Source organism: Parvibaculum sp. MBR-TMA-1.3b-4.2 (assembly GCF_053628815.1).
Window position 1 is genome coordinate 13,114 of the sequence record NZ_JBRJHC010000001.1, and the last position, 25,627, is coordinate 38,740.

The 25,627-nt window shown below is 62.4% G+C and carries 26 protein-coding genes and 1 tRNA gene; 21 read left to right on the forward strand and 6 right to left on the reverse strand.

Annotated features, from left to right (window positions below; translation table 11 throughout):
- The first annotated feature begins 37 nt into the window (after positions 1-37).
- The 4 genes from rpsK (at position 38) to ACSSVQ_RS00145 (ending at position 3,763) form a co-directional block, all read left to right on the forward strand.
- Positions 38-427: a 30S ribosomal protein S11 gene (gene rpsK, locus ACSSVQ_RS00130; protein ID WP_167089670.1), complete on the forward strand. Its 390-nt coding sequence runs from the start codon at positions 38-40 to the stop codon at positions 425-427.
- A gap of 154 nt (positions 428-581) precedes the next feature.
- Complete coding sequence (locus ACSSVQ_RS00135) at positions 582-1,598, forward strand: DNA-directed RNA polymerase subunit alpha (protein ID WP_293328302.1); 1,017 nt, start codon at positions 582-584, stop codon at positions 1,596-1,598.
- A 68-nt stretch (positions 1,599-1,666) separates the two neighbouring features.
- The gene (rplQ, locus tag ACSSVQ_RS00140) at positions 1,667-2,098 is read left to right on the forward strand and encodes a 50S ribosomal protein L17 (RefSeq protein ID WP_293328301.1); all 432 of its coding nucleotides are present in this window, start codon (positions 1,667-1,669) and stop codon (positions 2,096-2,098) included.
- Between the two features lie 201 nt (positions 2,099-2,299).
- Positions 2,300-3,763 (forward strand): DegQ family serine endoprotease, encoded by a 1,464-nt coding sequence (locus ACSSVQ_RS00145; protein WP_454180328.1) that lies wholly within the window; start codon positions 2,300-2,302, stop codon positions 3,761-3,763.
- Between the two features lie 6 nt (positions 3,764-3,769).
- Here the strand turns inward: ACSSVQ_RS00145 and bfr are convergent, their stop codons facing one another.
- Both bfr and ACSSVQ_RS00155 read right to left on the reverse strand, forming a co-directional pair.
- The gene (gene bfr, locus ACSSVQ_RS00150; RefSeq protein ID WP_454180329.1) at positions 3,770-4,252 is read right to left on the reverse strand and encodes a bacterioferritin; all 483 of its coding nucleotides are present in this window, start codon (positions 4,250-4,252) and stop codon (positions 3,770-3,772) included.
- Positions 4,253-4,345: 93 nt separating this feature from the next.
- A complete protein-coding gene (locus ACSSVQ_RS00155) occupies positions 4,346-4,552 on the reverse strand; it encodes a (2Fe-2S)-binding protein (RefSeq protein ID WP_293328298.1) in 207 nt (68 codons plus the stop codon).
- Between the two features lie 171 nt (positions 4,553-4,723).
- Here ACSSVQ_RS00155 and ACSSVQ_RS00160 point away from each other — a divergent pair, with 171 nt between their 5' ends.
- The 9 genes from ACSSVQ_RS00160 (at position 4,724) to ACSSVQ_RS00200 (ending at position 15,686) form a co-directional block, all read left to right on the forward strand.
- Positions 4,724-6,028, forward strand: a complete 1,305-nt coding sequence (locus ACSSVQ_RS00160) for a replication-associated recombination protein A (RefSeq protein ID WP_454180330.1) — start codon at positions 4,724-4,726, stop codon at positions 6,026-6,028.
- On the forward strand, positions 6,025-6,405 hold the full coding sequence (crcB, locus tag ACSSVQ_RS00165; RefSeq protein WP_293328296.1) for a fluoride efflux transporter CrcB: 381 nt from the start codon (positions 6,025-6,027) through the stop codon (positions 6,403-6,405). Before ACSSVQ_RS00160 ends, crcB begins: the two co-directional genes overlap by 4 nt.
- The gene (locus ACSSVQ_RS00170) at positions 6,402-7,400 is read left to right on the forward strand and encodes an RluA family pseudouridine synthase (RefSeq protein ID WP_293328295.1); all 999 of its coding nucleotides are present in this window, start codon (positions 6,402-6,404) and stop codon (positions 7,398-7,400) included. The genes crcB and ACSSVQ_RS00170 overlap by 4 nt, the downstream gene beginning before the upstream one ends.
- Positions 7,397-8,089 carry an HAD family hydrolase gene (locus ACSSVQ_RS00175; protein WP_454180331.1) on the forward strand — a complete coding sequence of 231 codons (693 nt, stop codon included), beginning with the start codon at positions 7,397-7,399 and terminating at the stop codon, positions 8,087-8,089. The genes ACSSVQ_RS00170 and ACSSVQ_RS00175 overlap by 4 nt, the downstream gene beginning before the upstream one ends.
- An 11-nt stretch (positions 8,090-8,100) precedes the next feature.
- Positions 8,101-9,909 (forward strand): AsmA family protein, encoded by a 1,809-nt coding sequence (locus tag ACSSVQ_RS00180; RefSeq protein ID WP_454180332.1) that lies wholly within the window; start codon positions 8,101-8,103, stop codon positions 9,907-9,909.
- Positions 9,910-9,929: 20 nt separating this feature from the next.
- On the forward strand, positions 9,930-10,739 hold the full coding sequence (locus ACSSVQ_RS00185; RefSeq protein ID WP_454180333.1) for an ATP12 family chaperone protein: 810 nt from the start codon (positions 9,930-9,932) through the stop codon (positions 10,737-10,739).
- A gap of 247 nt (positions 10,740-10,986) precedes the next feature.
- Positions 10,987-12,519: an acyl-CoA carboxylase subunit beta gene (locus ACSSVQ_RS00190; RefSeq protein ID WP_293328291.1), complete on the forward strand. Its 1,533-nt coding sequence runs from the start codon at positions 10,987-10,989 to the stop codon at positions 12,517-12,519.
- An 11-nt stretch (positions 12,520-12,530) separates the two neighbouring features.
- Positions 12,531-14,546 carry an acetyl-CoA carboxylase biotin carboxylase subunit gene (locus ACSSVQ_RS00195; RefSeq protein ID WP_454180334.1) on the forward strand — a complete coding sequence of 672 codons (2,016 nt, stop codon included), beginning with the start codon at positions 12,531-12,533 and terminating at the stop codon, positions 14,544-14,546.
- 108 nt (positions 14,547-14,654) lie between these two features.
- The gene (locus ACSSVQ_RS00200; RefSeq protein ID WP_454180335.1) at positions 14,655-15,686 is read left to right on the forward strand and encodes a bactofilin family protein; all 1,032 of its coding nucleotides are present in this window, start codon (positions 14,655-14,657) and stop codon (positions 15,684-15,686) included.
- On the opposite strand, the gene lipB is transcribed toward ACSSVQ_RS00200, so the two are convergent.
- Positions 15,683-16,378 carry a lipoyl(octanoyl) transferase LipB gene (gene lipB, locus ACSSVQ_RS00205; RefSeq protein ID WP_454180336.1) on the reverse strand — a complete coding sequence of 232 codons (696 nt, stop codon included), beginning with the start codon at positions 16,376-16,378 and terminating at the stop codon, positions 15,683-15,685. The genes ACSSVQ_RS00200 and lipB overlap by 4 nt on opposite strands.
- 63 nt (positions 16,379-16,441) lie before the next feature.
- Here lipB and ACSSVQ_RS00210 point away from each other — a divergent pair, with 63 nt between their 5' ends.
- The 6 genes from ACSSVQ_RS00210 to ACSSVQ_RS00235 all read left to right on the forward strand — a co-directional run bounded on the left by ACSSVQ_RS00210 (position 16,442) and on the right by ACSSVQ_RS00235 (position 21,067).
- Entirely contained in the window at positions 16,442-16,690 is a 249-nt protein-coding gene (locus tag ACSSVQ_RS00210) for a FliM/FliN family flagellar motor switch protein (RefSeq protein ID WP_293328286.1), read from the forward strand.
- 171 nt (positions 16,691-16,861) lie between these two features.
- Positions 16,862-17,422, forward strand: a complete 561-nt coding sequence (locus tag ACSSVQ_RS00215; RefSeq protein WP_454180337.1) for a precorrin-2 dehydrogenase/sirohydrochlorin ferrochelatase family protein — start codon at positions 16,862-16,864, stop codon at positions 17,420-17,422.
- Entirely contained in the window at positions 17,419-18,252 is an 834-nt protein-coding gene (locus ACSSVQ_RS00220) for a phosphoadenylyl-sulfate reductase (protein WP_454180338.1), read from the forward strand. The genes ACSSVQ_RS00215 and ACSSVQ_RS00220 overlap by 4 nt, the downstream gene beginning before the upstream one ends.
- Positions 18,253-18,355: 103 nt before the next feature.
- Positions 18,356-18,442: transfer RNA gene (locus tag ACSSVQ_RS00225), tRNA-Leu, on the forward strand.
- Between the two features lie 160 nt (positions 18,443-18,602).
- Positions 18,603-19,985 carry a magnesium transporter gene (mgtE, locus tag ACSSVQ_RS00230; protein ID WP_454180339.1) on the forward strand — a complete coding sequence of 461 codons (1,383 nt, stop codon included), beginning with the start codon at positions 18,603-18,605 and terminating at the stop codon, positions 19,983-19,985.
- Positions 19,986-20,077: 92 nt separating this feature from the next.
- Positions 20,078-21,067, forward strand: a complete 990-nt coding sequence (locus ACSSVQ_RS00235) for a Kelch repeat-containing protein (protein WP_454180340.1) — start codon at positions 20,078-20,080, stop codon at positions 21,065-21,067.
- Positions 21,068-21,106: 39 nt separating this feature from the next.
- On the opposite strand, the gene ACSSVQ_RS00240 is transcribed toward ACSSVQ_RS00235, so the two are convergent.
- Positions 21,107-22,015, reverse strand: a complete 909-nt coding sequence (locus tag ACSSVQ_RS00240; RefSeq protein ID WP_454180341.1) for a phosphatase PAP2 family protein — start codon at positions 22,013-22,015, stop codon at positions 21,107-21,109.
- Between the two features lie 91 nt (positions 22,016-22,106).
- Here ACSSVQ_RS00240 and ACSSVQ_RS00245 point away from each other — a divergent pair, with 91 nt between their 5' ends.
- On the forward strand, positions 22,107-23,297 hold the full coding sequence (locus ACSSVQ_RS00245; RefSeq protein WP_454180342.1) for an acetyl-CoA C-acyltransferase: 1,191 nt from the start codon (positions 22,107-22,109) through the stop codon (positions 23,295-23,297).
- A 3-nt stretch (positions 23,298-23,300) separates the two neighbouring features.
- Here the strand turns inward: ACSSVQ_RS00245 and ACSSVQ_RS00250 are convergent, their stop codons facing one another.
- Both ACSSVQ_RS00250 and ACSSVQ_RS00255 read right to left on the reverse strand, forming a co-directional pair.
- Positions 23,301-23,702, reverse strand: a complete 402-nt coding sequence (locus ACSSVQ_RS00250; protein ID WP_454180343.1) for a nuclear transport factor 2 family protein — start codon at positions 23,700-23,702, stop codon at positions 23,301-23,303.
- Positions 23,703-23,709: 7 nt separating this feature from the next.
- Positions 23,710-24,306 (reverse strand): TetR/AcrR family transcriptional regulator, encoded by a 597-nt coding sequence (locus tag ACSSVQ_RS00255; protein ID WP_454180344.1) that lies wholly within the window; start codon positions 24,304-24,306, stop codon positions 23,710-23,712.
- A 139-nt stretch (positions 24,307-24,445) separates the two neighbouring features.
- Here ACSSVQ_RS00255 and ACSSVQ_RS00260 point away from each other — a divergent pair, with 139 nt between their 5' ends.
- Positions 24,446-25,618 carry an isovaleryl-CoA dehydrogenase gene (locus ACSSVQ_RS00260; protein WP_454180345.1) on the forward strand — a complete coding sequence of 391 codons (1,173 nt, stop codon included), beginning with the start codon at positions 24,446-24,448 and terminating at the stop codon, positions 25,616-25,618.
- The last annotated feature ends 9 nt before the right edge of the window (positions 25,619-25,627 follow it).

The window sequence follows — 25,627 nt, forward strand, 5'->3', positions numbered from 1 at the left end:
ATGCTTGTTGCTCGCGGCACAAGAGGTTTAGAGACGCATGGCCAAGGAAAAGGCGCGCGTGAAGCGCAAGGAACGTAAGAATATCTCGTCGGGCGTTGCTCACGTGAATTCGACGTTCAACAACACCATGATCACCATCGCCGACGCGCAGGGGAATGCGATCTCCTGGTCTTCGGCCGGGATGATGGGCTTCAAGGGGAGCCGTAAGTCCACTCCCTTCGCCGCGCAGATGGCTGCCGAAGATGCGGGCAAGAAGGCCCAGGAGCATGGCATGAAGACCCTTGAGGTCGAAGTTTGCGGTCCGGGCGCCGGCCGTGAATCCGCGCTTCGCGCGCTGCAGTCCGTCGGGTTCACCGTGACGTCGATCCGCGACGTGACGCCGATCCCGCATAATGGCTGCCGCCCTCCGAAGCGTCGCCGCGTCTGACACGACCTATCTGACAGAGCCCGTTGCATGCCGGCACCGGGTTCGTCACGTCCGCTCGCACGAATGAATGGTGGAGGGGACGTTAAACAGCTCAGATGGCGGGTTAGCCCGCCCGGATGCCAACGGCATCCGTTAACGGCACGAGGTTCAAGACGTGATCCAGAAGAACTGGGAAGAGCTGATCAAGCCGAACAAGCTTGAGATCAATCCGGGCCATGATGCCCAGCGTTTCGCGACCGTGGTTGCCGAGCCGCTCGAGCGCGGTTTCGGTCTGACGCTCGGTAATGCGCTGCGGCGTGTGCTGATGTCCTCGCTGCAGGGTGCGGCGGTGACCGCGGTGCAGATCGATGGTGTGCTGCACGAGTTCTCCTCCATCGCGGGCGTCCGCGAGGATGTGACGGACATCATTCTGAACATCAAGCAGCTCGCGCTCCGCATGCATGCGGAAGGCACCAAGCGCATGACGCTGACCAAGACCGGTCCCGGCATCGTGACGGCTGCCGACATCACCGCGCCGGCCGATATCGAAGTGCTGAACCCGGAGCTGGTGATCTGCACGCTCGATGAAGGCGCCGAGATGCGTATGGAATTCAGCGTGTCGCAGGGCAAGGGCTATGTGGCTTCGGACCGCAACCGGCCTGAAGATGCGCCGATCGGCCTGATCCCGATCGACAGCCTTTACAGCCCGGTGAAGCGCGTTTCCTACAAGGTGGAAAACACGCGCGAAGGCCAGATCCTCGACTATGACAAGCTCACCATGCAGGTCGAGACCAATGGCGCGATTTCGCCGGACGATGCGGTGGCCTATGCCGCGCGCATCCTGCAGGATCAGCTCCAGACCTTCGTGAATTTCGAAGAGCCCGAGCAGAAGCAGGTCGAAGAGACCCGTCCGGAACTCGAGTTCAATGCCGCCCTTCTCAAGAAGGTGGACGAGCTGGAATTGTCGGTCCGTTCGGCGAACTGCCTGAAGAACGACAACATCGTCTATATCGGCGACCTCATTCAGAAGACCGAGAGCGAAATGCTCCGTACGCCGAATTTCGGCCGCAAGTCGCTGAACGAGATCAAGGAAGTGCTGGCGCAGATGGGGCTCCATCTTGGTATGGAAGTGCCGAACTGGCCGCCGGAGAATATCGAAGAGCTGGCCAAGCGCTACGAAGACCAGTATTGATTGCCCAATCGGGCGTTTGAGTTGACCGCAGCGTCTGGGAGACGCCGCAATAGACAAGGAGACGGGTCATGCGTCACGGAAATTCCGGCCGCAAGCTCAACAGGACGGCAAGCCATCGCAAGGCGATGCTCGCCAATATGGCTGTCGCGCTGATCAAACATGAGCAGATCGTTACGACGCTGCCCAAGGCGAAGGAGCTTCGTCCCTATGTGGAGAAGCTGGTGACGCTCGGCAAGCGTGGCGACCTCCATGCCCGCCGCCAGGCCTATTCGGCCCTGCCGGACAAGGAGTGGGCGGCGAAGCTGTTCGACGTGCTCGGACCGCGCTATGCAGAGCGCAATGGCGGCTACACCCGCGTTCTGAAAGCCGGCTTCCGCCATGGCGACAGCGCGCCGATGGCCGTGATCGAGTTCGTCGACCGCGACGAGACGGCCCGCGGACAGGATTCCGGTCCGGTCTATGTCGAGGGCGAGCAGGAAGCGGCGCTCGAAAACGCCTGATCCTTCAGAGCGAACAGAGATTTCAAAGGGGCGGTTGCTTTGGGCAGCCGCCCCTTTTCTTTGTGACAATTCGGTCAGGTCGTATATCGGCGCTTGAAAGCGATGTGACGAACCCGGAAAATCGGTTTGCGGCGGTCGGAATGGACGGGTGGGATGTGAGGCCATGAGCTACCTGTCGGTTTCTGCCGGGGGGCGAGCCGTATGTTGGTGGAGATTATGTCGCAATCGTCATTTGGAAGCGTGGTGCTGATGCTGGTCACGGCGGTCGTGCTCAGCGTCACCCTGGCGCTTTTTCCGTGGACCGCCGGCAAGGCGCGCGCCGACGCGCAGGTGCCGCAGAGCCGCGAGCAGATACAGCTTTCCTATGCGCCCGTCGTGAAGCGTGTCGCGCCTGCCGTCGTGAATGTCTATGCGCGGCGCGTGGTGAAGGAGCGGGCCTCACCGCTCTTCAACGATCCCTTTTTCCAGCGGTTTTTCGGCGGTCAGGTTCCGGGCGGCCCCTCGCGCGAGCGGGTGGCGCAATCGCTCGGCTCGGGCGTGATCGTTTCCAAAGACGGGCTCATCGTCACCAACAATCATGTGATCGACGGCGCGCAACAGCTCACCATCGCGCTGACGGACCGGCGCGAATTCGATGCGAAGGTGGTGCTTGCGGACAAGCGCACCGACCTCGCCGTGCTGAAGATCGATACGAAGGGCAAGGATCTGCCTTATCTGAAGTTCCGGGATTCAGATACGCTCGAAGTCGGGGACCTGGTGCTGGCCGTCGGCAATCCGTTCGGCGTGGGACAGACGGTGACCACGGGCATCGTGTCGGCGCTGGCGCGCACGCATGTGGGCGTTTCCGACTATCAGTTCTTCATCCAGACCGACGCGGCGATCAATCCGGGCAATTCCGGAGGGGCGCTCGTCACCATGGATGGCAAGCTTGCCGGCATCAACACGGCGATCTTCTCGCAATCGGGTGGCAGTGTCGGGATCGGTTTTGCCATTCCGGCCAATATGGTGCGCCTCATCGTGGACGGCGCGCGCGATGGCGGTCACATCAAGCGGCCCTGGCTCGGCGCGCAGCTTCAGGCGGTCGACAAGGAGATGGCAGGTTCGCTCGGGCTCGACCGGTCTGGCGGCGGCATTATTCGCGACATCTATCCGAACGGGCCTGCCGCGAAGGCGGGCCTGAAGGTCGGCGATGTGATCCGCGCCGTGGACGGGCATGACGTCATCGATCCGGCCGCGGTGCGCTACCGCTTCGCCACGAAGGGGCTCGGCGGCAAGGCGGATGTTTCCTATATGCGTGACGGCGATGTGCACACGGCGCGTGTCATGCTTGTGGCGCCGCCGGAAGATCCGCCCGCGCATGAAACCAGCATCGACGGACGCAATCCGTTTTCGGGCATGCGTGTCGCCAATCTCTCGCCGGCCATTGCCGACCGTCTCGGCCTGTCGGTGATGGGCGGGCAGGGCGGCGTGGTTGTGCTCGACGTGGAGCAGGGCTCGCCCGCGTCGCGCATCAAGTTCCAGCGCGGCGATGTGATCCTGGAGGTCAACCGGCGCAAGATCGAGCGAGTGAAGGACCTTACCGGTCTTGTCGGCACGAGCCGTGCGCAATGGGATTTCTCGGTGCGCCGGGGCGACCGGGTCTTCAGTGCGACGGTAAGCGGGTAAGGCGCCTCAGCCTTCTCCGCCTTCGCCGATCTGGGTCTGGAGATAGTTTTCGCTGCCGACCTTCTTCGCCAGGTCGAGCTGGGTTTCAAGGAAGTCGATATGCTCTTCCTCGCCTTCGAGAATGTCCTCGAAGAGCTCGCGGGTGACATAATCCTTGGCGCCCTCGCAGAAGGCGACGGCCTCGCGATAGAAGGCTTGCGCTTCCATCTCCAGCTTCAGGTCGCATTCGAGGCACTCGACGACGTCTTCGCCGATATAGATTTTGCCGAGATCCTGCAGGTTGGGCAGGCCTTCCAGGAACAGGATCCGTTCGATGAGCTTGTCGGCATGCTTCATCTCATCGATGGATTCTTCGTATTCCTTGTCCGCGATCCGCTTGAAGCCCCAGTCCTTGAACATGCGGGCATGCAGGAAATACTGGTTGATGGCGGTCAGTTCCATCTTCAGCGCCCGGTTCAGATACTCGATGACCTTAGTGTCGCCTTTCATGGGGTGCCTCTTGGATCGCGCGGGGGGAATCTCATGCCCATCGTCCCCCTTCAGGCGAACGGGGTCAAACGGTGAAAAGAACCGATTTGTGGATTAATCGGCGGCCTGAACAGAGGAGGCGAGAGCGGTTTCGAGCTTCGCTTCGGCGATCAGCTCGGCCAGGCTCGGCAGGCAGCGGCCGCATTGGGCCTTGCAGCCATGGGCGCGGTGGAGGGCGGCCGGCGTTGCAATATGCGGCGCGGTCGCGAGCGTTTGCTTTACGGAACGGTCGCTGATGGCATTGCAGACGCAGACGATCATGCTGTTGGCCTTCCCTTCGGTCGGGCTTTATCCCCATTTCGCTGGCAATATGCCATGGCTGAACCGTTATTGCAAGGCATTCGCAATTGCAAATTGTCGCACACCCAGTTTTTTGCACCGGCTTTCCCGGGCGCTGGTGAGTACGCCCGGCAAACGTGATAAATCCCGCGCATGAGTAATCTTTTCGAAGCAGCCGGAATGGATGAGGGGGCGCCGCGCCCGCTCGCCGACAAGCTGCGCCCGCAGACGCTGGAAGAGGTGGTCGGCCAGTCGCATCTGCTGGGCGAGAAGGGACCGCTTGCGCGGATGCTGGCGTCCGGGCATCTCTCCTCGATTATCCTCTGGGGGCCGCCCGGCACGGGCAAGACGACCATCGCCCGGCTGCTGGCAAACCGGGTGGGGCTCCATTTCGAGCCCATGTCGGCGATCTTCAGCGGTGTGGCGGACCTCAAGAAAGTGTTCGACGCCGCCCGGGCGCGCCGCCAGACGGGGCAGGGGACGCTGCTTTTCGTGGATGAGATCCACCGCTTCAACCGGACCCAGCAGGACAGCTTCCTGCCGGTCATGGAGGACGGGACGGTGACGGTGGTGGGCGCGACGACGGAGAACCCGTCTTTCGAGCTCAATGCCGCGCTTCTCTCCCGTGCGCAGGTGCTGGTGCTGAACCGGCTGGACGATGCCGCGCTGGAGGAACTGCTGGCGCGTGCCGAGGCGCATAAGGGTCGCCCGCTGCCGCTGACCGACGAGGCGCGGGCAAGCCTCCGCGCCATGGCCGATGGCGACGGGCGCTATGCGCTGAACCTGGCCGAAGAGGTTTATGCGCTGGCGCCGGACGAGCCGTTCGAAACCGCCGATCTGATTGCCGCCATTCAGCGACGGGCGCCGCTTTACGACAAGGGGCGGGAGGGGCACTACAACCTCGTCTCCGCGCTCCATAAATCCATTCGCGGCTCCGATTGCGATGCGGCGCTCTATTGGCTGGCGCGCATGCTTGTCGGCGGCGAAGATCCGCTCTTCATTGCCAGACGGCTGGTGCGCGCGGCAATCGAGGATATCGGTCTGGCCGATCCGCAAGCGGTACACCAGGCGCTGGCGGCCAAGGAGGTTTTCGATTTCCTGGGCTCGCCGGAGGGCGATCTGGCACTGGCGCAGGCGACGATCTATCTCGCCATGGCGCCGAAATCGAATGCTGGGTACAAGGCCTTCGGCGCCTCGAAGCGCGCGGCCAAGGAGACGGGCTCCGTCTCGCCGCCCGCTCATATCCTCAATGCGCCGACGCGGCTGATGGAAGATCTCGGCTATGGCGCAGGCTATGAATACGACCATGACGCGCCGAACGCGTTTTCGGGACAGGATTATTTCCCCGAGGAGATGACGCGCCAGAAATTCTATTCGCCGGTGGATCGCGGTTTCGAGCGCGAGATCGCAAAGCGGCTGGCTTATTGGCAGAAACTCAGACAGGAGAAGGGTCAGTGAACGGACTTTTCGCAGTGGCAATTGGCGGCGCTGTCGGCGCGAGTGGACGATACTTGCTTAGCGCGCAGATGCTGCATTGGTTCGGCTCCAGTTTTCCGTGGGGCACTTTCAGTGCGAACCTGATCGGCTCTTTCATTATGGGTTTTGTCGCGGAGGGGCTGGCGCTGAAGTTCCACCTCTCTCCTGAAATGCGCAGCTTCGTCATGACGGGCCTTCTTGGCGGGTTCACGACCTTCTCCGCTTTCTCTCTCGATGCGGCCAATATGATGGAGCGCGGTGATGGGCTTCTTTCCTTGCTCTATGTGGGCGGCTCGGTGATAGGCGCGATCGCGGCTCTCTTCGCCGGGCTTTATTTCGTACGATTGGTTCTTGTATGAGCGCTGTCGAGCAGATCGAGGTTTCGCAGGCTGAAGACGGGACGCGGCTTGATCGCTGGTTCAAACGCCGTTACCCGGCGTTGACGCATGGCCGTCTCGAAAAGCTTCTGCGCACCGGGCAGGTTCGTGTGGATGGCGCTCGGGCCAAGGCCAATCTGCGGCTTGAGGCCGGGCAGACCGTGCGCGTGCCGCCGATGGGCGACGATATCGAAAAGCCTGCGCCGAAAAAGGAACAGAAGCTCTCCGATGAAGATGCAGACTTCGTTCGTTCGCTTGTCATCTATCGCGACGATGATGTGATTGCGATCAACAAACCGGCGGGACTTGCCGTGCAGGGCGGAACGAAGACCGAGCGCCATTTGGACGGGATGCTCGACGCACTCACATTCGATGCGAGCGAACGGCCCAAGCTTGTGCACCGGCTGGACCGCGATACGTCCGGCGTGCTCGTTCTGGCGCGCAATACCAGGGCCGCGACGGAGCTTGCTCGAGCCTTCAAGCAGAAGGATGCCCGCAAGGTTTACTGGGCGCTGGTGGTGGGCGTGCCGATGCCGCATCGCGGGACCATCAAGCTGGCGCTCTCCAAGCAGGGCGGGCCGCGGGCGGAGCGCGTGTTCCCCGCCGCCAAAGGCGATCCCGACGGCAAATATGCCGAGACGCATTATGCGGTTGTCGGCACGGCGTCCTACAAACTTGCCTGGGTCGCTTTCATGCCGATGACAGGGCGTACCCATCAGATCCGCGCCCATGCGGCGGCCATCGAAACGCCTATCGTGGGCGACGGGAAATATGGCGGCGTCAATGCCCATCCGGGCGGCGAGATTCCGCGTCAGCTTCATCTGCATGCGCGCTCGCTTGACATTGCGCATCCGGCAGGTAAAGGCAAACGTCTGCATCTTGTCGCGCCTTTGCCGCCGCATATGCAGAAGAGCTGGAAGCTGCTCGCCTTCGACCTGGAAGACGACGAGAACCCCTTCGAGGAGCTTGAGCTTTGAGTGATCGCCTGAAACTTGTGGTTTTCGATTGCGACGGCACGCTGATCGACAGCCAGCACATGATCGTCGCTGCCATGTCTCATGCCTTCACCAAGCATGAGATGGAGCCGCTGCCGCGCGAGCAGGTGCTGTCGATTGTCGGGCTGTCGCTGGACGAGGCCATCGCGACGCTGGTGCCGCATGTGGAAGCGCCGAAGCGGGACGAGCTGACGCTGGCTTATAAGGATGCGTTTTTCGAACTGCGCAAACGGGCCGATCTGGTGGAGCCGCTCTTCGAGGGCGCGCGGGCCGCGCTGGAAGGGCTCTATGCCATCGACCATGTGCTGATGGGCGTCGCGACGGGCAAGTCGCAGCGAGGGCTCCGTCACGCGCTGGAGGCGCATGGGCTCGGGCGCTATTTCATGACCCTTCAGACGGCGGACGATGCACCGTCCAAGCCGCATCCGGAAATGCTGCGCCGCGCCATCAGGGAGGCGGGTGTGGAGCCCGCCGACACGGTGCTCGTGGGCGATACGACTTATGACATGGAGATGGCCCGTGCCGCGGGCGCATATGCGCTGGGTGTCGATTGGGGCTATCATGAAGTGGACACGCTGAGGCGTGCCGGCGCCGGGAAGGTGCTTACCCATTTCGACGAGCTTCTGCCGGCACTGGATCGCTTATGGGCGGCGGAAGCGCCAACAGGATAAGAGGTAGTGACATGAAGGGTCTGCTGAAGGTTCTCGTCGTTCTCGTCCTCGTTTTGGGTGGCGCGCTGGTCGCGCTCAGTTTCGTCGATCTCGGGCGCTTTGCGCCGCAGATCGAGCAGGCGGCGAAAGAGGCCACGGGGCGTGAGCTCAAGATTTCGGGGCCGCTCCATATCGGTGTTTCGCTGGTGCCCACGGTCGTTGCGGAGAATGTGAGCTTCGCCAATGCCGATTGGGGTTCGAGGCCGAACATGCTCACCGCGAAGAAGCTCGGCATTCAGGTCGCTCTTCTGCCGTTGCTGAGCGGGAAGATCGATGCGCGCTCGGTGGAGATCGACGGCGCGGATATCTATCTGGAGACGAACAGGAAGGGCGTGGGTAACTGGGAGCTGTCGACCGGCGCCGCGCCCGAGCCTGCCAAACCGGAAGACAATTCGGGCGGTCCCAGCCTGGCGAGCATCCCCGATGTGAAGATCGCCGATCTCGCCATCACCTATCGCGATGGCGTGACGGGCAAGGTGAACGAAGCCAGCTTCGACGAGGTGCGGCTCGATCCGGGGTTCAGCTCCACCGATGTCAGAGTGAAGGGCGAGGTGAACGGCACCGAGATTTCATTCGACTCGGTCGTTTCCGGTGATGCCTCCGATCTGTCGCTCAAGGGAACGGCGCTGACCATCGGCGATACCAGCGTCAGCGGCGACCTGTCGTTGAAGCGCGGCGCGAACAAGCGGCTGACGCTGAAAGGCGCATTTACGAGCCCGGAACTCGATGTGACGCCGCTGCTGAAAGGCGGCAAGACCGGTTCTTCCGGCGGAAAGTCGGGCGGCAAACTTTTCAGCAGCGATCCGCTTCCTTTCGATGCGCTCGAAACGGTGGATGTCGATCTCGACCTTTCCATTGATAAGCTCGTTTACGGCGGCGTGACGCTCACGGATTTCAAGGCGCCGCTCAAAATCGGCAACGGTAAACTCGACTTGCCTTTGAGCGTGCGATATCGCGACCGTCCCATCACGGCGGATATCGGCGTCAACGGCAAGGCAAAGTCGATGAGCCTCGATGCGAAGTCTTCCGCCTTGGATTTCGGCCGTCTCCTGAGCGATGCGGATGTGACCGACCTTCTGAGTGCCAAGGCCGATTTCGGCGCGGAACTTCGAGGGCGCGGCGCTTCGCTCCATGCGATCGCGGCCAGTGCGAACGGCCAGACCAATTTTGCGCTCGGCGAGGGCAGTATCAATTCACGCGCCTTCGCGATGGTGTCGGACGATCTGGTGAATGTCCTCATTCCCAATGGCGAGAAGGGCGACCGCGCAAAGCTTGTTTGCGCGCTGAGCCGGTTCGATTTCAAGAAAGGCGTCGGCACGTCGAAGGCGCTGGCGCTGGAGACGGACAGCCTCGTCACCACGGGCAGCGGCACGGTCAATCTCGGGTCGGAATATGTCGACCTGTTGCTGAAGCCCAAGCCCAAGAACCCGTCGCTTGTCAGCCTTGCCTTTCCGGTGCGCCTGTCAGGGCCGCTGGCATCGCCCTCTGCTGGTCTCGACAGGACGGGCGTGGTCACCGGCGTGGCGACGGCGGTGGCCGGTACTGCGCTGACGGGCGGTGTGGGCGCGCTCCTGCCGCTGATGAGCACCGGCGATCAGTCGGTTGCCAGTTCCGGCGGTTGCGCCGCGCTAGCCGCGACGGCGGCGAAGGATGGCGGCATGACGGGCCTCGTGAAGGGCGTCGGCGAGACCGTTGGCGGTGCTGCCAAGGGCGCGGCGGAAGGCGTCGGCGGCGCGCTTGAGGATGTCGGCAAGGGCATCGGCAATCTATTCGGCAAGTAAGGATTTCGAGTAAGGATTTCATGCAGGACGATAGCGACAAGAGCGGCGGCATTTTCGATCTCGCCGAACGAAAAGAAGGCGACGAGCAGGCCGCCCATCCCGGCGGACAGAAGCTCAGAAAGCTGCCCAAACGCTTCTACAAGAAAGCGGAGGCCGCGCCGCTGGAGGACGGGCATACGGTGCTGCTGGACGGCAAGGGCGTGAAGACCCCTTCGCGCCGGGCGCTTGTCGTGCCCAGCGAGGCGCTGGCCCGCGCCATGGCCGAGGAATGGGAGGCGCAGACCGAGGAAATCGATCCGCGTGTCATGTGGCTCACACGGCTTGCCAATACCGCGCTCGATTTGGTGGAGCCGCGCCATGACATAGTGGCGGAGGAAATCGTCAAATTCGGCGGCTCGGACCTCACCTGCTACCGGGCGGAATATCCCGAGGGGCTCGTGGCCCTGCAGGCCGCGCATTGGGATCCGGTACTCAACTGGGCGCGTGACGAACTCGGGGCCGCCTTCGTCACGACCAGCGGCCTCATTCAGGTGCCGCAGGATGCCGATGCGCTGGACCGGCTGCGCCGCACCGTGAGCGGGCTCGATGCCTTCCGGGTCGCAGCGCTCCACAATATGACCACGCTGACGGGCTCTGCCCTGATCGCGCTGGCGATGGTGCGGGGCAGGATGGATGCGGAGGCGGTCCACCAGGCGGCCCATGTTGAAGAAGCCTGGGCGGAACAGCTTTGCGGGGAGGATGAGGAGGAGCGAATCCGCCTTGAAACCCGCCGCTCGGAGATTGCCGATACCGCGCGGTTTCTGGCCCTGCTGGACCGAGAACCGGTCTGACGCAGCGTCGGCGCGCCGGGCATGGCCCGTGCCCCCGGAAAACCGCCGTAAACCGCGCGTACCATTGGCAATTTTTCGTGCAGGGTGCTATTGAAAGCGCCTCGCACAGGGAAGGCGTTCGCAGCCGGCCTGCGTCTCCGATCGGGAGAGGGCAGGCGGTTTCCGGCGCCGGATAATGTCATCACGCCCGGCCACAGCCCGCCTGTTTTCCAGCGGCGGGAAGCCAGCCAGCAAATAAGGGGGCGGCATGAAGGAAATTCTTCGCCAGCTTGAGGAGAGGCGTGCCACAGCGCGGCTCGGCGGCGGTCAGAAGCGCATCGACTCGCAGCATTCCAAGGGCAAGCTGACGGCCCGCGAACGCATCGAGCTTCTGCTCGACGAGGGCTCCTTCGAGGAGTTCGACATGTTCGTGGAACATGACTGCCACGATTTCGGGATGGACGGACAGAAGATCCCGGGTGACGGCGTCGTCACCGGCTGGGGCACCGTCAACGGTCGCCCGGTCTATCTTTTCGTGAAGGACTTCACCGTCTTTGGCGGCTCGCTGTCGAAATCCCATGCCCGCAAGATGACCAAGGTACAGGACATGGCGCTGAAGACCGGTGCGCCGATCATCGGTCTGTTCGACGCGGGCGGCGCGCGCATTCAGGAAGGTGTGGATGCGCTGGGCGGTTACGGCGAAGTGTTCACGCGCAACGTGCTGGCCTCGGGCGTGATCCCGCAGATTTCCGTCATCATGGGGCCTTGCGCGGGCGGCGACGTTTATTCGCCGGCGATGACCGATTTCATCTTCATGGTGCGCGATACCTCCTACATGTTTGTGACCGGCCCGGATGTGGTGAAGACGGTGACGAACGAGACCGTTACGTCGGAAGAGCTGGGCGGTGCGTCCATTCACACGGTGAAATCTTCGGTCGCGGACGGCGCCTGGGACAATGACGTCATCACGCTGGGTCAAATTCGTCGCCTGATCGACTTCCTGCCGTCGTCGAACCGCGATGAGGTGCCGGAGCGTCCTTTCTTCGACGACAAGGACCGTAACGAGCCGTCGCTCGACACGCTTATCCCCCGCAACCCCAACATGCCCTATGACATGAAGGAGTTGATCCAGAAGACGGTGGACGAGGGCGACTTCTTCGAGCTGCAGGAAAACTTCGCCAAGAACATCATTACCGGCTTTGGCCGTATCGAGGGCCGCACGGTGGGCGTCGTCGCCAACCAGCCCATGGTGTTGGCGGGCGTGCTGGACAGCGATGCGAGCCGCAAGGCCGCGCGCTTCGTGCGCTTCTGCGACTGCTTCGATATTCCGATCGTCACCTTCGTCGATGTGCCGGGCTTCCTGCCGGGCACCGCGCAGGAATATGGCGGCCTCATCAAGCATGGTGCGAAGCTGCTCTTTGCCTATACGGAAGCGACGGTGCCGAAAGTCACCGTTATCACCCGCAAGGCCTATGGCGGTGCTTATGACGTGATGTCGTCCAAGCATCTGCGCGGCGATCTGAACTATGCCTGGCCGACCGCCGAGATCGCGGTGATGGGCGCCAAGGGCGCGGTGGAGATCATCCATCGTCAGGACCTTGGGGACGAAGAGAAAATCGCGTCCCATACCAAGGCTTATGAAGACCGCTTCCTCAACCCCTTCGTCGCGGCGGAGCGGGGCTATATCGATGAAGTGATCATGCCGCATTCCACGCGGCCGCGGCTTGCCCGCGCGCTCGCGCTCCTTCGCGACAAGGAGCTCGAGAATCCCTGGAAGAAGCACGACAACATTCCGCTCTGAGGGCGATCTCCATGTTCAAGAAAATCCTGATCGCCAACCGAGGCGAAATTGCCTGCCGCGTCATCAAGACGGCGCGCGCCATGGGCATCAAGACGGTGGCCGTCTATTCCGAGGCGGATGCCGACGCACTTCATGTCGAGATGGCGGACGAGCACGTGTTTATCGGCCCGCCGCCCGCATCGGAATCCTATCTGATCGCGGACAAGATCATCGCGGCCTGTAAGGAGACGGGCGCCGAGGCCGTTCACCCCGGCTATGGCTTCCTGTCGGAGAATGCGAAATTCGCTCAGGCGCTCGCCGATAACGGCATCGCCTTCATCGGGCCGAACATCAGGGCCATCGAGGTGATGGGCGACAAGATCGAGTCCAAGAAGTTCGCCAACGAAGCCAAGGTCAACACGGTGCCGGGTTATCTCGGCGTGATCGAGACGGCGGAAGAGGCCGTGAAGATCGCCAACGACATCGGCTATCCGGTGATGATCAAGGCGTCTGCCGGCGGTGGCGGCAAGGGCATGCGTATCGCCTGGTCGGAATCCGAAGTGGCCGACGGCTTTGCCTCGTCCATGTCGGAAGCCAAGTCGAGCTTCGGCGACGACCGCGTCTTCATCGAAAAGTTCGTGACGCAGCCGCGCCATATCGAAATTCAGGTGCTGGCCGACAAAAAGGGCAATGCGATCTATGTGGTCGAGCGCGAATGCTCGATCCAGCGCCGCAACCAGAAGGTGATCGAGGAAGCGCCGTCTCCCTTCCTCGATGAGGAAACCCGCAAGGCCATGGGCGAGCAGGCCGTGGCGCTTGCCAAGGCCGTGAACTATGAGAGCGCGGGCACGGTGGAGTTCATCGTCGACAAGGACAAGAACTTCTACTTCCTCGAGATGAACACGCGCCTGCAGGTGGAGCATCCGGTGACCGAGCTCATCACCGGTATCGACCTGGTGGAACAGATGATCCGCGTCGCCAATGGCGAAGAGCTGAAGATCAAGCAGTCGGATGTGAAGATCAACGGCTGGGCCATGGAGAGCCGCATCTATGCGGAAGATCCGTACAGGAACTTCCTGCCGTCCACCGGCCGTCTGGTGCGCTACCAGCCGCCGCAGGAGGGGACGGAGAAGGGCCTCACCATCCGCAACGATACCGGCGTGTTCGAGGGCGGCGAGATTTCGCTGTTCTACGATCCGATGATCGCCAAGCTCTGCACGCACGGGCCGGACCGGCTCTCGGCGATCAAGCATATGTCGAAAGCGCTGGACAGCTTTCATATCAAGGGGATCGGGCACAATATTCCGTTCCTTGCCGCGATCATGGAGCATCCGCGGTTCCGCGAAGGCCGCCTGACGACCAATTTCATCCCCGAAGAATATCCGGACGGGTTCAAGGGTGTGGATCTGGCCGATGAGCGCGCCGTCATGCTGGCCGTCATCGCGGTTCACATGAACAAGCTGCATGCGGACCGCGCGGTGCAGATTTCCGGTCAGCTGCCCAACAGGCCGCGCGTGCTGCCGACGGAGTGGATCGTGTCGCTGGACGAATGGAACCAGCGCGTTTCCGCGACGGATGTGGCGGCGGGGCTGGAGGTCTTCTTCCTCGACGAGAACGGCAAGCGGCTTTCCGAGCATCTGGTGCGGTCGGACTGGACGCCGGGACAGGCTGTCTGGAAGGGCAAGATCGACGGCAAGGAATATGTCGTCGAGACGGACCGCGCCAAACAGGGCTATCTGCTGCGTTATCGCGGTGCGACGGCCAATGCCATCGTGCATACGGTGCGCGGCTATGCGCTCGCGGCGCTGATGCCCGAGCTCAAGGTCGCCGACACGTCCAAGATGCTTCTCTGCCCCATGCCGGGCCTGGTGAAGAAGCTTCATGCGGAGGTCGGCCAGGAAGTGCAGGCGGGCGAAGCGCTTGCCGTGGTCGAAGCCATGAAGATGGAAAACATTCTCCGCGCCGAAGTGGATGCGGTGGTGAAGAGCATCAATTGCGAAGAGGGCGACAGCCTGGCAGTCGACGCCGTCATCATGGAATTCGAATAGGTTTTCCGTTCGAGAAGCACAAAAAAGGGCGCTTTCGGGCGCCCTTTTTCATATGCGGCGCTTGTGCCTATAGTGCGGGTTGAGCGTCACGAGCTGAAAGGACCGACGATGCGCGCGTTTCTGCTGGCCTTGTTGCTGATGATCCTGCCGGTTCTGTCCGCCTTGCCGGGCGGTTCGGCCCATGCGGCCCAGAAAGGCTATGAATGGGGGACGGATAACGCCCTGTTCCTGACCGGGCAGGAAGTGACCTTCTCGCGCAAGACGGACCGCGATCTCAATGTGCTGGCCGAGACCGTGATTCTGACGCCGGATGCCGCTATCGACGGGAACGTCTGGGTTGCCGCGCGGCGTGTCGCGATGAGCGGCAAGGTCGATGGCGATGTTTCCATCCGCTCGCAGGATGCGCTTATCAATGGCGTGGTCGACGGCAACGTCACATTCTATGGCAGCAAGCTGACGCTCGGACCGGATGCGAAGATCGGCGGAGATGTGAATTATTACGCTGCCTCGCGGGCCGAAATCGATCCGGGGGCGGAAGTTTCCGGCAAGGTGAGCGAAAACGCCTGGTCGTCCGAGGAGGCCGAACCGCGTCCCGTCCCGCGGGCCATGCCCGGTGACCGGCAACTGCCGCGCGAATGGGAAGAGCGGAGCCGGTCGGAATGGTCCGCGCCGGGCTATCGTGTCTCGGCAGGCGGTGCGGTCGTATTCGGTATTCTTGCTGCGATCTTCGCCCTGCTATCACCGGAGGGGAGCGCGCGTCTGTGCGACGGGTTTAGCGACAACCCGCTGCTCGCCTTTCTCTTCGGCCTGGCCTGGATCATCGGCGTGCCGGTTCTTGCAGTCGCCGTTGCGTTGACGATTGTCGGCATTCCGGCGGCTTTCATTCTGATCCTGTTGTGGCCGCTCGGCGTGATCGCAGGGTTCATCACTTCGATCGTCGCGGCTGGCGCCTTTGTCTGGTCGAAGCTCGGTGCGGTGGGCGAGGGCGCGCTGGGTCGCATTATCGGCGTTGCCATTGCGACATTCGTGTTCTGGGTGGCGCTTTCCATGCCGATTGCGGGCGGCCTTTTCTGGCTCGCCATCGTGACCGCGGGGATCGGGTCTATCGTGCTGGGGATGAAGCAGGCGGATTTGCCTTAGGCGTTCTCGTTATCGCGGAAAACCTCATCGAAGGTCTCGCGCAGCACCATGTCGACTTCCGGGATCGAGACGAGATGCCCGAGATCGGCGAGGCTCGTCACGCCATGCTGGCTGATGCCGCAGGGCACGATGCCGGTGAAGTGATCGAGATCGGGATCGACGTTCAGGCTGATGCCGTGAAACGTCACCCAGCGGCGCAGGCGTACGCCAATGGCGGCGATCTTGTCTTCGCGGCCCGGTCCCTTTTCAGGGCGGCGGACCCAGACGCCGACGCGATCCTCGCGGATTTCGCCCTTCACGTTGAACCGTTCCAGCGCGGCGATGAGCCATCGCTCCAGGTCCTGCACATAGGCGCGGACATCCGGCTTGCGGCGTTTCAGATCCAGCATGACGTAAGCCACGCGCTGGCCGGGACCGTGATAGGTGTACTGGCCGCCACGGCCCGTCTTGAAGACCGGGAAGCGGTCGGGCGTCAGCAGGTCGCGCTCATCGGCGCTGGTGCCGGCGGTGTAGAGCGGTGGATGCTCCAGCAGCCAGACCAGCTCTGGCGCCTCGCCGGCGGCAATGGCGGCGGCGCGCTCTTCCATGACGGCGACGGCCTCTTCATAGGGCACGGGCGCGTCCGACACGCGCCATTCCACTTCGGATGGTGCGTCGGCTGAAAGGGTCTGGCTGTTCGTCTGGTTAACCACGAGGTAACTCCGCCATGCGAATTTGTGCTCCGGGTGGTGCTCCTCTACGGGGCAGATAAGCTAATGGGCGCGAAAATGAACTCCGTCAACAAGGTCTTTGTCGAACTATCGGTGGTACTTGGCAAGACCACCTTGCCAATTCAGCAATTGCTGAAGATGGGCCGCGGCGCGGTGATCGAACTCAATACGCGCCATGAGGACGATGTCCTCCTCCTCGCCAACAATATCCCGATTGCGAGGGGCCAGATCGTCGTGGAAGGCGAGCGGATCGCCATTTCGGTCACGGAGCTGATCAGCCAGCAAGCCGATTAGGTCGCTAAACGCCCCGGATTCGACTGGAAGGGCCGGGAGCGGCTCTTTTTTGCGCGCAAAAAGAACATAATATTTGTGTTATTATTTGTATAATACGTTATCTTCTTGAATTATTTTCTCCGGTTCCATATCTCTTTGGGGAATTGGAGTTTAGCAGGAGGCCGGACGTCCATGTTTCCGATCCTGATCGATACCGCCAGCGTGAAGATTGTGCTGATCGGAGAGGGCGAGGATGCCCAACGCCGGCTGCGCCTGCTGGATGAGGCCGGTGCGGTGCGGCTGGACGTTTATGCGCGCGATCCGGCGCCGGATTATGCCGAGGCGATTGGCGACAGGTTGCGTGGCGTGCGGCCCTCGGCGGAGGCGCTGAAGACGGCGGGCGTGGTCTTCATTGCGGGTCTCGAGGAAGACGAGTCTGCGAAAATGGCCAGAGCGGCGCGGGAGGTAGGTGCCCTTGTGAATACGGAAGACCGCCGGGCGCTCTGCGATTTTCATGTGCCCTCCATGCTGCGGCGTGGCGATCTTACGCTCACCGTTTCGACGGGCGGCAAGTCGCCGGGTCTGGCACGACGGCTGAAGCGCTATCTGGCTGAAAAATTCGGGCCGGAGTGGGGCGGGCGGCTCGACGAACTGGCCCGCCAGCGAGAGATGTGGCGGGACGAAGGAACAGGCATTGCCGAACTCGGACGCCGGACCGACGCCCTTATCGACGAGAAAGGCTGGTTGTCATGACCGCACTCGACCTTACGAGAAAAAGCACGGGGCTGACCGACCGGCAGGCCGCGGTGATGGATGCCGAGCCTGTCACGTCGGAACGTCTGCGCGCATTGCGCGACGCCTATGAGAGTCTTGCGCCGCAGGAGCTTCTCGAGGTCATGATCCAGCGCGAGTTTCAGGGCCGTATTGCCGCCGTATCCTCCTTCGGGGCGGAATCGGCCGTGCTGCTCCACATGATTTCGCAGATCGACCCGACGACGCCGGTCATCTTTCTCAATACGGGAAAGCTCTTCGGCGAGACGCTGCGCTATCGCGACCGGTTGCAGGAAAAGCTGGGGCTTGCGGATTTGCGCGCCATTGGCCCGCATCCCGACGACCTGAAGGCCGATGACCCCCAGGGCGGTCTGTGGAACGCCAATCCGGACCGGTGCTGCCATATCCGCAAGGTGCTGCCGCTGGAGCGCGCCCTCAAGGGCGTGGATATGTCGATCACGGGCCGGAAGCGCTTCCAGACGAGCGCCCGCTCCGCCATGCACAAGATCGAGGAAGAGGCGATCCGGGGCACCGGTGAGCCCGGAGCGGCCAAATCCGCCGCGCTTGGCACCCGCTTCAAGCTCAATCCGCTGGCGGATTGGGACCAGGAGAAGCTGGAGGCCTATCTGGACGAATACCGGCTGCCGCGCCATCCGCTGGTGAAGGACGGCTATCTGTCCATCGGCTGCATGCCCTGCACGGAACGTGTGCCCGAGGGCGGGTCTTATCGCGACGGGCGCTGGGCCGGGCAGGACAAGGACGAGTGCGGCATCCACCTTCCGGTCACCAATACCGACGGCGACGGCATTTAATCCCAACTTGTGCGTTCGGATGCATTTTGCCGCTTGAGTAGCCGTCAGGGATTTGTTACATGGGCGGCTCTCCAGAACGGAATCTGGTCTGGGACATGCGTGCGCGGTCGTGGCGGAATTGGTAGACGCGCAGCGTTGAGGTCGCTGTGGGGTAAAACCCGTGGAAGTTCGAGTCTTCTCGACCGCACCATGTCCTTCGGACCTGTCGGATTTCCGGTCCTCCCTTCTATTCGCCGCCGGCGCCTACCGGCTGGCAGGCAATCGCCAAATAGCGCACACTCTGCACGCTTATGCGTCGGATTCGCTTTGCCGCGTCCGCGCCCGTGTTTGAGAGATCAGGAGGTGCCCGCTTGGCAGATCTGGCGACCAGGACTGATACGGAAGAACCAGACGATCTTTTGAGCCCGGCCTTTGTCCGCGCGGTGGTCGATGCGATCGATCGCGCCGACAGGGAAAAGGTGCGCTCGCTGGTTCTCGAACTCAGACCGGCCGACCTTGCCGAGTTGCTGGAACTGGTGCGTCAGGACGAGCGTCATGCGCTTGTCGAGATGCTCGGCTCCGACCTCAACCCGGAAACGCTTCACGAACTCGACGAATCCGTCCGCGACGACGTGATGGAGATGCTCGATCCGAGCGTGATCGCATCTGCCGTCGCCGAAATGGATTCCGACGACGCGGTCTATCTGCTCGAGGACATGGACGCGCACGACCAGCGCGAAATTCTCGAACAGCTCCCGGCGACCGACAGGGCGGTTCTGGAAAAGTCGCTGGAATATCCCGAATACTCCGCCGGCCGTCTCATGCAGCGCGAACTGGTCGCAGTGCCGCCGTTCTGGGACATCGGCCAGACGATCGACTATCTGCGCGAGGCCGAGCAGCTTCCCGACGAGTTCTACGAAATCTTCGTCGTCGATCCCGGCTACAAGCCGGTGGGGACGGTGCCCTTGTCGCGCGTCATGCGCACCAGGCGGCCCGTCAAGATGTCGGAAGTCATGGAGGAGGAACAGACGCTCATTCCGGTCGCCATGGACCAGGAAGACGTGGCGCTGCTGTTCAGCAAATACGACCTTATCTCGGCTGCCGTGGTGGATGAGGACGAGCGCCTTGTCGGTGTGATCACGGTGGACGACATCGTCGAAGTCATCACCGAGGAGGCGACGGAAGATATCCGGCGTCTCGGCGGTGTCGGCGAGGAAGCGATTTCCGATACGGTCATTCAGACGACGCGCAGCCGTTTCTCATGGCTGTTCCTCAATCTGCTGACGGCCATTCTGGCCTCGGCGGTCATCGGGCTTTTCGACGGTACGATTTCGCAGATGGTTGCGCTGGCCGTACTGATGCCCATCGTTGCCTCCATGGGCGGCAATGCGGGGACGCAGACGATGACGGTGGCGGTGCGCGCATTGGCGACGAAGGATCTCGTGCCCTTCAATGCGTCGCGTATCGTGACGCGCGAAGTGATGGTCGGTTTTCTGAACGGCATCATGTTCGCGCTGCTGATGGGGGGCATTGGCGGGCTCTGGTTCGAGAACCCTGCGCTGGGGATGATTATCGCGGCGGCCATGATTATCAATCTCGTGGCGGCAGGGCTCGCCGGCATCCTGATCCCGATAGGTCTCGACAAGATAGGGGTGGACCCGGCTGTGTCTTCCGCCGTCTTCCTGACGACGGTGACCGATGTGGTCGGGTTTTTTGCCTTTCTGGGGCTCGCAGCCCTGTTCCTCTTCAACTAGGCTTGCAGGGCGCGGATGCCGGATACTTCATTTCTTTTGGGGGAGGGCGGTTCGGGCGTTCCGGCAATTGTGAGGCAGGGGAAGGAGAAAAGATGACCCGGATCCGGCGTATCGCTCGTTTGGTGTCGAGCGGGATTACGGCGTTTGTCCTTTTGGCCGCTACCGGTATGCAGGCCAATGCCGACGGCTGGACGGAAGGCGCGCCGATGCTCAATGGCCGCGTCATGGCCGCCAGTGCGCTGCTGGGCGACGAGCTTTATGTGCTGGGCGGCGATGCGATCGCAGGCCCGCGTTCAGATACGACAATCTTCGACCTCAAAGGTAATTTCTGGCGATCGACCTCGGCGATGCCCGCGGGCGTGCAGCAGGCCGCGGCGGCGGCGCTTGACGGTCGCATCTATGTGTCCGGCGGCTACAAGTCGAACAAGGCGCATCCGGAAAAGTCGGGCGGTCCGAGCCGGTCCTTGTGGATTTTCAATCCGCGTATCGGCACCTGGGTGGATGGTGCGTCGATGCCCGCGCCGCGAGTGGGGCATGGTCTCGTCGCGGTCGATGACAAGCTTTACGCGATTGGCGGCAAGGGACCCGATGCGGCCCGTGTCACCGCTTACGATCCGGCTGAAAACAAATGGTCGAATACGGGTGCCGCTATTCCCGCACCGAGGGTGGAGGCCGCTTATGTGGCGGTGGGCAACCGCATCTATGTCATTGGCGGGCTTTCCGCCTCGGGCAATGCCATGTCGCGTGTCGATATTTTCGATGTCGCCAAGGGAAGCTGGTCGCGCGGTCCCGACCTGCCGTCGCCCCGCGCGGGCCATGTCGCGGTCGTTCTCGGCAACGCCATTCACGTACTGGGCGGCGAACAGCGCGATCCGCCCAAAACGCATGGCGACCATTATGTGATGGATCTGGACAGGCAGGCGCGCTGGCGCAAGTCCGTCGCACTGCCGACGCCACGTCATGGCGCGGTCGCGGCAGCTGATGACGGCAAACTCGTCGTTGCGGGCGGCAGCCCCGGCGCCGGTTTCTATTCGGTGTTCACCGAGAGCGATGTCGTGGAAATTTTCTCCACGACCGAGTAATCCGAAAGCCGGAAAGGTGAAGGCCGCCACCGTGCCGCCCTATGCCTTGGCGTGAGATGCGCCCGGTTTCATCAGGCCGAGCTTGCGGAATATCCAGGGCGCGATGCCGGTGGCGTAGAAACCGAGCAGGGCCGATACCGCCAGCCCCGTGACGGGGTGGCCGAGGCCTGTTGCCACCACCAGTTTCGTCGCACCGGCACGCAGCGCAAAGAGACCCAGCGTGCCGCCGATAGCCATGACGATCTGGAGCCACCAGGCGGGAAGGACCGGCTTATGCGGGGCGGCCTTTTTGTCCAGCGCCGCGCCGGCGAACCAGCCCAGCAACAGGAAGAGAACGCTGGCGATCGGTGCGGGATTTTCGCCATTGGGCCAGATGATCCAGAGGGCCGGGATCGAGACGATGATGACGGCGAATTCAAAGCCCGCGGGCAGACTGCGGATGAAGGCGATGACGCGCTCGCTGACCAGCCAGGCGAAGATACCGAGCGTGATGAAGCCGAGGATGGTGCCGGCCAGCACGTCGTCGATGTCGTGCACGCCGAGATAGAGGCGGCTGAAAATGACGCCGGAGGCAATGAAGGCCGCTGCGGCCCACGCCCATGGGCGTCGCATTTCCCAGGCAAGCCAGAACCACATGGCGACGGCAACCTGGGCATGGCCCGATGGGCGCCCGTAGGAATCCGCGACGCGGTCGGCATCGAGCTGAAACCGGGCTGCCGGGCGCGGGTCCTGCCAGAAATCCTTCAACCAGCCATTGAGAACCGCCGTCAGGCCGATCAGGACGACGAGGCGGGTGAACATATCCCGGTCCCATAGCCAATAGCCGATGGGCAGGAAGATGAGGAAGAAGGGGGCGTAGCCGAGAAAGGTGAAGCCGTAAAATATGTTTGTCGCGAGGTCGTTCCGCAGCGGAAGGACCCAGTTCATATCGTGAAGAATGCTGTACAAGGCTTTTTCTCTCCCCCCATCTCTCCTATCCTCCCCGACGAACAATCATCGCCGGAGAGCCCGGCGGCCATAATAAACACGGGAAGCGGAAATGTCAGACGCGAGCAAGGATCCCATCGTCATCGTCAGCGCTGCGCGCACGCCCATGGGCGGTTTTCAGGGCGCGCTCTCGAGTTTCAAGGCGCCGCAACTGGGCGCCACGGCCATCGAGGCGGCCTGCGAGAAGGCCGGTCTCAGCCATACGGCGGTGGACGAGGTGCTGATGGGCTGCGTGCTGACGGCGGGCGTCGGTCAGGCTCCGGCGCGCCAGGCGGCGCTGGGCGCGAAGCTCGATGAAAGCACACCCTGCACCACGGTGAGCAAGGTGTGCGGCTCCGGCATGAAAGCCGTGATGCAGGCGCATGACGCGCTGGCGCTGGGCAATGGCGCGGTGATCGTGGCCGGCGGCATGGAGAGCATGTCCAACGCACCGTATCTCCTGCCCAAGGCGCGCGGCGGCATGCGGCTCGGCCATGCGGAAGTGAAGGATCATATGTTCCTCGACGGGCTTGAAAACGCCTATGACGGCTATCTGATGGGCCATTTCGCCGAGGAGACGGCAAAGCACTATCAGTTCAACCGCGAGATGCAGGACGCCTATTCCATCGAATCGCTGAAGCGGGCGCGTGAGGCCAATCACGACGGCTCCTTTTCCCATGAAATCGTGCCGGTGGAAGTGAAGTCGAAAAAGGGCTCGGTCGAGGTGACGGGCGACGAGCAGCCGGACAAGTCCGATCCCGCCAAGATCCCGACACTGAAGCCGGCCTTCGCGGCGGGCGGTTCGGTGACGGCTGCGAACTCGTCATCGATCTCGGACGGCGCGGCGGCGCTCGTCATGATGAAGATGTCGGAGGCGGAACGGCGCGGGCTGAAACCGCTCGCCGTCATTCGCGGCCATGCTTCCCACGCCCGCGCGCCGGAATGGTTCACCACCGCGCCGGTGGGCGCCATCGAAACGCTGATGGAAAAGACCGGGTGGAAAACCGGCGATGTCGATCTGTGGGAAATCAACGAGGCATTCGCTGTGGTCGCCATGGCGGCGATGCGCGAACTCGATATTCGCCACGACAATATGAACGTCTATGGCGGTGCCTGTGCGCTGGGCCACCCGATCGGTGCGTCGGGTGCGCGCATCATCGTGACGCTGCTCAATGCGATGAAGCAGAAAGACGCGAAGAAGGGCGTCGCCTCGCTCTGCATTGGCGGCGGCGAAGCGACGGCTCTGGCGGTCGAACGTCTCTGAGGTTTAGGAGGCCGCCTTCGTGAGGGCGGCCTTCACATGTTCGGCCAGTGCGACCAAACCGTTCAACGGGCGGATGAGAACCTCGATATGTTCCATCTGCCCGTTTTCGTTCACGGTGATGCGGTCGATGCCCTTGAGCTTCGTGTCACCGAGACGGCCCTCGAATTCCAGGATCATCTCGTTCCCGTCGAACCATTCCTTCGTATAGGTGAAATCCTCCAGGCCTTCTGCCACGGCGCGCAGGATCGCCATCACATAGGGGCGGTCGTATTTCGGCGCGAAGAAGGCGGGGGAGGAGATGCCGGTGTTTTCCGCCACGAGTTTGTCCAGCAGGTCCGGATCGTGGTTTTCGATATAGGCATACCAGAGGCTGAGAAACTTCTCGGCTGCGGGGCTTTTCGACATGGGGTCTTCACCTGTTTTTTGTCACGCCGTCGAGCACCAGTTGCTCATGGATGCGGATCAGCGCTTTCCGGTCGATGCGGCCGCCCGGATCGTACCATGTGCAGATGCCGGTCAGCATGGCGAGTATGGCATAGGCGGCCACCCGAACGTCTTCCGCGATGAAGTCGCCCGAGGCGACACCTGCCTCCAGAATGGCGCAGAGACGGTCTTCATAGGTTCGGCGCAGGCCGACAATGATCTCGCGGTTTTCCGGGTCGAGGCTTCTCAGCTCCGCCGAGCCGATGAAGACCTCCCGCTTTCTCTCGATGTGATAGGTGAGGTGGAAGGCGGTGAACGCCTTGAGGCTCTCCACAGGGTTCGTATGGCCTTCCAGCGCCTTGTCCAGGCTTTCCATGAGGGTAATCATGTGATTGTGGATGAGGTCGAACAGCAGCTCCTGCTTGGTCGCGATGTGATTGTAGAGCGACCCCGGCTGCAGCCCGACCTCCCGGGCGAGGCGGCGCAGCGTCATCGCTTCATAGCCATGTTCGTAGATAAGCTGGAGCCCGGCCTCGCGGATCGCGGCCAGCGTCTTGGCGCCAGATGAGCCGGCGGTTCTGGACATTTCGGACGGGTTCCCCGCTTGCGGCGAAAAATAAAAGAACGTATGTTCGTTTTTATAATAAGGAATGATGGCTGCCGGTCAAATGCGTAATCCCGCCGACCGCCGCGGCCGATCCGGCATTCTGTGAGGAGAGGCTTCCATGCTGCCCAATGAATACCCCTCGCTCGATTTCGACCTCGGCGAGACGGCCGACGCGATCCGCGACACGGTGCGCGCCTTTACGGCCGACAAGATCACCCCTCGCGCCGACGAGATCGACAAGACGAACGAGTTTCCGCGCGATCTCTGGCCACAGATGGGCGAGCTGGGCCTGCTGGGCATGACGGTGGAAGAGGAATATGGCGGCACGGGGCTCGGCTATCTGGAGCATGTCGTGGCGATGGAGGAGATCAGCCGCGGCTCGGCGAGCGTCGGTCTTTCCTATGGCGCGCATTCCAATCTCTGCGTGAACCAGCTCCGCCGCTGCGGCTCGGATGCGCAGAAGCGCAAATATCTGCCCAAGCTGATGACCGGCGAGCATGTCGGCGCGCTCGCCATGTCGGAGCCGGGGGCGGGGTCCGATGTCGTCTCCATGAAGCTCAAGGCGGAGAAGAAGGGTGACCGCTACGTCCTCAACGGCAACAAGATGTGGATCACCAACGGCCCGGATGCCGAGGTGCTGATTGTCTATGCCAAGACGGACCCGCAAGGCGGCCCGCGCGGTATCACGCCCTTCATCATCGAAAAGGGGATGAAGGGGTTCAGCCCGGCGCAGAAGCTCGACAAGCTCGGCATGCGCGGCTCCAGCACCGCCGAACTCGTCTTCGAGGATTGCGAGGTGCCGGAAGAGAATATCGTCGGCAAGCTCAATGAAGGCGTGCGGGTGCTGATGTCCGGTCTCGATTATGAGCGCGCGGTGCTCTCCGCCGGGCCGCTCGGCATCATGCAGGCCTGCATGGACGCGGTGATCCCTTACGTGCATGAGCGCAAGCAGTTCGGTGAGCCCATCGGCAATTTCCAGCTCATGCAGGGCAAACTCGCCGATATGTATTCGACCATGAATGCCTGCCGGGCCTATGTCTATGCCGTCGCCAAGGCCTGCGACCGCGGTCAGACCACGCGCAAGGACGCGGCGGGTGCGATCCTTTATGCCGCCGAGAAAGCGACCTGGATGGCGCTTGAAGCGATCCAGACGCTGGGCGGTAACGGCTATATCAACGATTACCCGACAGGCCGCCTGCTGCGCGACGCGAAGCTTTACGAGATCGGCGCGGGTACGAGCGAAATCCGCCGCATGCTGATCGGGCGCGAACTCTTCAACGAGACGGCGTAAGGGAGGCGG